The following is a 6,661-nucleotide window of genomic DNA, read 5'->3' as shown; positions in this document are numbered from 1 at the left end:
TCGGTGAAACGGTCCTGCTCGACCTGCTGCTCCAGTTTGCGACGGATTTCCTGTTCGGTTTGCGGGCCGAGCTCCAGCGTCAGAAGTTCGCTTGCCCGCCTGCGCATGCCATGGGCGATGTAGTCCCTAGCGATGACCAGATCCTTGCCCCGGTCGTCCCGTCCCCGCAGCACGATATGGGTGTGTGGATGCCCGGTGTTGAAATGATCGACCGCTACCCAGTCCAGTTTGGTTCCGAGATCACTCTCCATCGTTTCCATCAGATCGCGGACGAAGGGTTTGAGATCGGACATTTCGGTTGCGTCTTCGGGCGAAACGATAAAGCGGAACTGATGCCGGTCGCCTTCACTGCGTTCCAGAAAGGCACCGCCATCGGCATTATCTCGAATCGCATCATAGAGTCGGCCTGGCTCGTGCTCCCTCGTCACACCGTCGCGTTGAATATAGCGGAGATGGGCACGAGCGGCACCGATGCCTTTGCCATGTAGTCTACCTGTTAGTTTGACGATCCGCGACTTGATAACGACGCGGCGGGAGGCTGGCCCGAACCGACAGCCCACGTGGTGCCGGCGCAGAACATCGTTGCCGCGACCGATACGCGCTCCCGTGAAGCGGCGCGACCTTGCTGCTCCGAAGCCGGTTTCACCTGCCACCGAGATCCGTTGCAGCACACGATTGATGTAGTTCTTGGCCTTTGCATTTCCCCGGCTGCGCATCCGACCGAGTTTCGGCTTGAAGATATCGTCATCGTTCCTGGTCATGGCAGATCAAGACATGGGCGCTTGTCCGGCGGAGTAAAGCGCCCTTCTCTGCTTGCACCATGTTTTCGCTATTGAAATCAGAGGCATATACCCTTCTACCTGCACAGGCGCTTTAAGCCCATGTGCAGGTGGAACCCGATGTGCAGACTGGCTCCCAGGGTGCGTTGCACCCTCTCCTTTTATCTTGCCCTCCGCCGCCTTAGACCCCTCCCCCGCTCTTTTCCTTCTTGACGCTGGATCAGTTTTCCCTGTTGTCCTGCCAAGGCAGACGCAATCGCGTCGCCCGTCCAATAATCAGGCGCCTGTCTACCGGCCCGAAATAGCGGCTGTCTAACGACCCTGAGTGGTTTTGCAGCAGGAACAGCTGTCGCTCATCGAGCACATAGCAGCCACTCCAAGCAGGCATTGAGCGCCCAATCCTGTCCTCCATTCGCGCCAAGGCAACAATGACGCTGTCGATTACAATCTCGCGATCTTGGCGACAGACAGTGTCGCCCTCCGCGGCGACAACTCGTTTGATCAGCGGAATGTCCGGCGGTAAATATGCGCGATCAGCGACCAGATCTTGAATGCTGTCGGGCAAACGAACGAGCACATAATCGCCGATTTCCGGAGCCTGATCATCGATCCGATAAAGCCCGACCGGCGCGCTTTCGGAGCCGTTCCAGATTAACCTTACGGGCAAATCTACTGAAGAAGAGACAACCATCGCTAGCGACGAAAGTACGACTGCGATGAGCGTCAAGCACCTCATGCCCCCAACGCCCGTGCGGCCAAAAACGCGTCATGCTGTTCATCGGAATAGGGTTTGACCGATCGGGATGTGAGGATGCGATTGTGAATGTGACGGTGATAGGCGGGCGATATCTCGGCCGGTTCGAAGCCCGCCGCTTCAAGTTTGTCGAGCTGCGCCAGCACGCGTTTGACCCGCGCTTTTCCGGTCGTCAACAGCAATATGTCCGCGCCCGGATGAATGCCTTCAAGCCGTGTCAAAACCTGCAGCGGCGCTCTGGCCCGTGCAATTGCGATAGACCAATTTTGCATGCCATATTCATTCGCGCGCCAGCGCACATAGCCGAAGACTTGGGCGGGACCGAACAAGACTAGCGACCTCCGCCGGTCCAGATTGTGCTTCGCATCGGGCTTGCCGAAGCGCAGCCAGCAGTTAATGTATTCCGGATAGAAGGCGATCTCGACACTGGTGAAGAACTTAGACATCGGAGGTGGAATCCTTCTTCCTCATGTCCGACCATTCGTTCAAATCGTCGATGTGATAGCGGACATGACGGCCATGCTTGCGATAGACCGGACCACCGCCATAAACCCGCATTTTCTCCAATGTGTTGGGCTTGAGCTTGAGAAATTGCGCCGCTTCCTTGGTTGTCAGAAAGGGGCCGTCATCGGATTTGGTGGGATCGGGATCGGTCATGGTCGCTCCGGTGCTTGCAAGGGGTAGCGGCGGGTTCGTCTGTGCAACGGATGATTAGGAGAAAGCCGCTCCGAACACTGCCAATTTCGGCGAAGACGCGCCACTCGGGCACCGGCGAAAACCGGGGGCCGTGTTTTCGCCGGAGATCAAGATCGGAAATCTGGCAAATGGAAAGAAATAGCCCCCGCGCCTTGCGGCGCGGGGGCGGTTCGCATCAGTCGCGCGGGTTCCAAAGGATCGCCATGACGCCCTCGTCGTCCTGTCCGGCGGCCCGGCCGAGATTGGCGTAGACCTTATTCGATCCGAACTCGGGGGCTGCGAAGGTCAGCGAGATGTAGGCATTGCCGCTCAACTTGCCGACCCGGTTCCAGCCGCCGCCGATCTCAACCCGGTCCTCGGTGTAGACCCGGTAATCGGGTTGGGCGTCGGTCTCTTTCGTCGCATTGGGCAGGATGCGGATGCGCTTCTTGAGGCTCATCGTGGCGAGCGTACCTTCGAAGCCGCCTTTGTCCATCTGCGTCACATATCCAAGTGCTTGTGCCATCTTATCGTCTCCTTTGTGATCTGTCGCCGGGGACCATCCCCTGCTGACGCGGGACCGTGATGGCGGGCGGCGGACGGCTGAACCCGAAGGGGCGCAACGCATGTGGAGCACCGGCAGAGCGGGCTTTGTTGTCTCGCGAGGAATGCGCCGAAGGCGCAGGGGAAGAAAGTTTGAACTGCCGGTTTCAGGCGACCGCCGTTCGTCATAGGTCCAACAAGCAGAAGCAGGGAATGGGCTCCGGTTGATCATAAATCGGACTGACGTGAGTGGCGTCCAAGTGCCGCGCGGTTTGGCGCGTACGGAAGAAGGTTTGCGTAATGCCAGCTGGTTGATGAGCTTTTTGGCGCGATTTTCCGCCTGCTTGCCGCGGCGAGAGTAAAAAGGCACAGCTTGTGAAATGTCCTGTCACCACCGGGAAGGAATGCGGCCATTCAGCCGGAACCGGATCAGCACGAACAGATTAATGCCATCGCCTTGGCTGACAAATCTACCGAAGCTTCCACCTGACAGTGTACAAAAAACGGCTGGGTCGTTGGATAGGACTGTGAAACCCCCGCAATGATTGATCCGGCCCGCGTCACCGGCGCCGACTCGTGTGCCTCCATTTCCGCAGCAGTATATTTAGGGCGCTGCGATACCGTTTTGGATCCGCTCGGCCGACCCTAAACCGCTCCGGAGCCTCGTCTGGATTGCTGACTTTCGTAAACTCCGGCCCTTTACTGGCGTTCACACTTCACTTCGGATGCTGCTTTGCAATCCGCCGAAAGAGACATTCGCTGTGTTTGCGAAATCAAGCCCGATCTGAATTCTCACATCGCAGACTTTTGAGACATCCAATCAACAGCGTTTTGCGACGTCATCGGAAAGATAGACCAATTGCGGCAGCAACTAAAAAGGAACCACTTTCAACAAAGCGGACATCAAATCAGTTTGAACGAGCTCTGAAGGATCGCCTCGGACATAGTGATCCGGAGTTGGTAGCTGCTGCTTCACAACAATCTTCGTCGAAATTGGATCGCCTCTGCCGTTCAGCCTACCAGTTCATGCTGGTAAAAACGGTATACAGGAACATACCCAAGATGACTGCAGAGATCAGTCCGATAATAGCAAATGTGAAATCCAGTTTCGGTAGACGGAAGTGTTTCATGACCGGCTTCTCTTTAAATTGATCGACGAGTTAAGGCCGCATTAGACCTTGCGGGAGCACTCAACGACTTCGAGGGTTATGCCTGCAATAGAACTCAGCAAATGAAATCAGACGGCCGTTTTGCTCATCCCAAAGTGCCAGCGGAACGCAGTGCAGGCTTTCGCGAAGGGTCAATTTTCCCATCCGTTTCAGGGCGGGATCTTCCTCAATAGCCGCAGGTAGTTTGTAGAATGGAATTCTTGCGCACAGGTGATGAATATGGTGCATTCCGATGTTGGCCGTGAACCAACGCAGAATGGTCGGAAGCGCATAATACGAACTGCCGTTCAGGGCGAATTCATGCACCTGCCAGGCCTCGTTTCTTGCCCAGGATGTGCCCTCGAACTGATGCTGGACATAGAACAGCCATACGCCAGCTGACGCCGCGATGAGCACGATTGGCATGTGAATGATCAGAAACTGTTGCGGACCTACAAGCAGAACAAAAGCGGTGACCAAAGTGGCCATCGCAACATTCGTGGCCATGACACTCGTCCATGCGCGTGCATTGGCAAAATCACCGACCGGCAACCGGTGTTGAAACAAAAAGAGAAACGCCGGTCCCAGAACAAAAAGCACAATGGGGTTGCGATAAAGGCGGTATCCGACACGCCCGAAGCGGGATAATCCCCGATACTCATCAACGGTCAATGTGGTGATGTCGCCTATTCCGCGGCGATCAAGATTGCCCGAGCCTGCGTGATGGGCTGCATGAGAGCGTTTCCAATAATCATAGGGCGTCAGGGTAAGGATGCTTAGAAAGCGCCCCGTCCAGTCGTTGGTTCGCCTTCGGCGAAAAAAGGAACCATGACCGCAATCGTGCTGAATCATGAACAGCCGAACCAGAAAACCGGCCCCCGGAAGCGCTAGAACCAGTATTTGCCAGTAACCGGCATTCAGCCCCAACCAGATTGTCAACCATATTGCTAGAAAACCAAAAAGCGTGATTGCGATCTCAGTTGTGCTGCGTACAGGATTCGGGCCGCGGTATTGCGCAAGCCGCCCCAACAGCTCTGTTGTGCAAAGTTGCGCACCCTCATTAGTCACAGTAGCAACAGCATAAAAGGCGGGTTGCTGATTTCTGCTGCTACCATGTGATTGAGTCCTATCGTCCTTTGCTTCCGGATTGCGGCAGCAGTCCTTCGCGCTGTGCTCTTTTGCGATCGAGTTTTCGGCGGCGGCGTACAGCTTCCGACTTTTTTCTCACCCGTTTTTCCGACGGCTTTTCGTAGGACCGCCTACTCTTCAGTTCTCGATAGATCCCCTCGCGCTGCATTCTCTTTTTCAACACACGAAGTGCCTGATCAATATTGTTGTCCCGGACGATTATCTGCAGGAAATTATCCTCCCATGGGTAGGTGATGACCGCGCAGGAGTATCCTGCCGGTTGGAGGCTACGGCATGGCGACCAAAGGGAGGACACCATGCATCAAAAAAACGCAAATTTTGACGGAAGGCCGCGGATTTTCAATACGGCCATCATAGGCCACTGATATTGAACCGGTCAACAAATATTATTTCAGAAGTATAAATACAGAATAGTTTTTATTTATATTTCTTTTGTATTAATCTCAAACGGCCAAAATCAAAATATGTATTTATTTGAATATTATTTTCTGGTTTCTAAGTAAAGGGCTTGATTTTTACCACCCATAGCGCATATAAGTGATGCAAGCTCGTGATCGCGCAAACTGTCCTTATCCCGGAAAGATCGATTCGAGCGTCAAATATCCGACATCATTGTTCCAAATGCGCATGGGAAATGACAGTGCGAGCGGGATTGCACGCATTATGCATGCCGCCAGCCGCAGAAAGTTTGAGTTTGAAAACCGAATTTACCGATCTGCGGATTTCTAATCGGCCACACCGCGTCTTCGAGAAACTGGGCATTTCCGTACCAACGCCAATCCAGTCGCGGTCGCTTCCGGAAATAAAAAGACAATCGAATCTGCAGGGCATTGCCCAGTTGAAGCCCGGCAAGACTGTGTCATGACCAGTTCTGAACAAGACCAAACCGCAGAACTCTATTTTCACACGCCGGGCTCCGGCAATCGTAAGGCCACTTCCTACCGGCGATTTGCCACCGTGGCGGCAGCCGTTTCATTTGTGATGAATGAGATTACGCCTCGTGATCGCAGTTCCTGTTTCCTGGAATTCGGCGAACATCGACTTGGCTACAAGGACATTAAAAAACTCCATCAGCGCGAAAATGCGTCGAATGGACAGACAGATGGAAAAGCGAATTGAAGCGGAAAATCAACTATCGCGCCGAGCGCGCTGAGCGGACCAGAAAGAAAGCCGAGAAAAAGGCAGCCCGGGTTGCGGCATTGAATCAGAAGGCGGACGAAAAAACCGCGACCAAAGACGCATCGGTTGTACGCGGCTCGACACCGAATGTACATCGTTTCAGTGACTGAGACCTTGATCCGCATTGGCCACACATGGTCTTTAACACATTTATCGGACTTGCTTGATGAACCCGACTTTACGCCCACGCGCCACGACGTACTTCCTCTCAACTTCGATAATTACCGCTTTCGCTCAAAGGCGCGGAGGCTTCGTTCACTCGAGAATTGAAAGGAAATCGTTTTGAGTACCGGAACCGTAAAATTTTTCAACGTTAGAAGGGGCTTTGGATTCATCCAACCCGATGACGGAGAAGAGGACGTTTTTGTCCATGCCACCGCTGTGGAACGAGCCGGTTTGGGATCGATCGTCGAAGGTCAGAAACTGTCTTTCGA

9 protein-coding genes and 1 pseudogene are annotated in these 6,661 nt (G+C 54.2%); 3 read left to right on the top strand and 7 right to left on the bottom strand.

Annotation, left to right across the window (positions count from 1 at the left end; all coding sequences use genetic code 11):
- The 7 genes and pseudogenes from OOZ53_RS26305 to rpsU form a co-directional block, all read right to left on the bottom strand.
- Window positions 1-761: pseudogene (locus tag OOZ53_RS26305) on the bottom strand (relaxase/mobilization nuclease RlxS); the annotation flags it as partial.
- Between the two features lie 238 nt (window positions 762-999).
- Complete coding sequence (locus tag OOZ53_RS26300; RefSeq protein ID WP_271092771.1) at window positions 1,000-1,506, bottom strand: S26 family signal peptidase; 507 nt, start codon at window positions 1,504-1,506, stop codon at window positions 1,000-1,002.
- Between the two features lie 5 nt (window positions 1,507-1,511).
- The gene (locus OOZ53_RS26295) at window positions 1,512-1,979 is read right to left on the bottom strand and encodes a DUF2840 domain-containing protein (RefSeq protein WP_271092770.1); all 468 of its coding nucleotides are present in this window, start codon (window positions 1,977-1,979) and stop codon (window positions 1,512-1,514) included.
- Window positions 1,972-2,190: a helix-turn-helix domain-containing protein gene (locus OOZ53_RS26290; protein ID WP_271092769.1), complete on the bottom strand. Its 219-nt coding sequence runs from the start codon at window positions 2,188-2,190 to the stop codon at window positions 1,972-1,974. Before OOZ53_RS26290 ends, OOZ53_RS26295 begins: the two co-directional genes overlap by 8 nt.
- A gap of 214 nt (window positions 2,191-2,404) precedes the next feature.
- On the bottom strand, window positions 2,405-2,734 hold the full coding sequence (locus OOZ53_RS26285) for a DUF736 domain-containing protein (protein WP_271092768.1): 330 nt from the start codon (window positions 2,732-2,734) through the stop codon (window positions 2,405-2,407).
- Window positions 2,735-3,941: 1,207 nt separating this feature from the next.
- Complete coding sequence (locus OOZ53_RS26280; protein ID WP_271092767.1) at window positions 3,942-4,928, bottom strand: fatty acid desaturase; 987 nt, start codon at window positions 4,926-4,928, stop codon at window positions 3,942-3,944.
- A gap of 97 nt (window positions 4,929-5,025) precedes the next feature.
- Entirely contained in the window at window positions 5,026-5,256 is a 231-nt protein-coding gene (gene rpsU, locus OOZ53_RS26275) for a 30S ribosomal protein S21 (protein WP_271092773.1), read from the bottom strand.
- Window positions 5,257-5,909: 653 nt separating this feature from the next.
- Here rpsU and OOZ53_RS26270 point away from each other — a divergent pair.
- From OOZ53_RS26270 to OOZ53_RS26260, 3 genes are all read left to right on the top strand, one after another.
- Window positions 5,910-6,167, top strand: coding sequence for a hypothetical protein (locus tag OOZ53_RS26270; protein WP_271092766.1), 258 nt, complete (start codon window positions 5,910-5,912; stop codon window positions 6,165-6,167).
- Window positions 6,164-6,337, top strand: coding sequence for a hypothetical protein (locus OOZ53_RS26265; protein ID WP_271092765.1), 174 nt, complete (start codon window positions 6,164-6,166; stop codon window positions 6,335-6,337). The genes OOZ53_RS26270 and OOZ53_RS26265 overlap by 4 nt, the downstream gene beginning before the upstream one ends.
- A 172-nt stretch (window positions 6,338-6,509) precedes the next feature.
- On the top strand, window positions 6,510-6,661 hold a 152-nt coding region (locus OOZ53_RS26260; protein WP_271092772.1), incomplete at its 3' end, for a cold-shock protein.

Origin of the sequence: Allohoeflea poritis, assembly GCF_027889715.1 — a bacterium.
Classification (GTDB): Bacteria; Pseudomonadota; Alphaproteobacteria; order Rhizobiales; family Rhizobiaceae; genus Hoeflea_A; species Hoeflea_A poritis.
The sequence above is the reverse complement of the archived record's forward strand: the minus strand, read 5'-3'. Positions and strand labels throughout refer to the sequence as shown.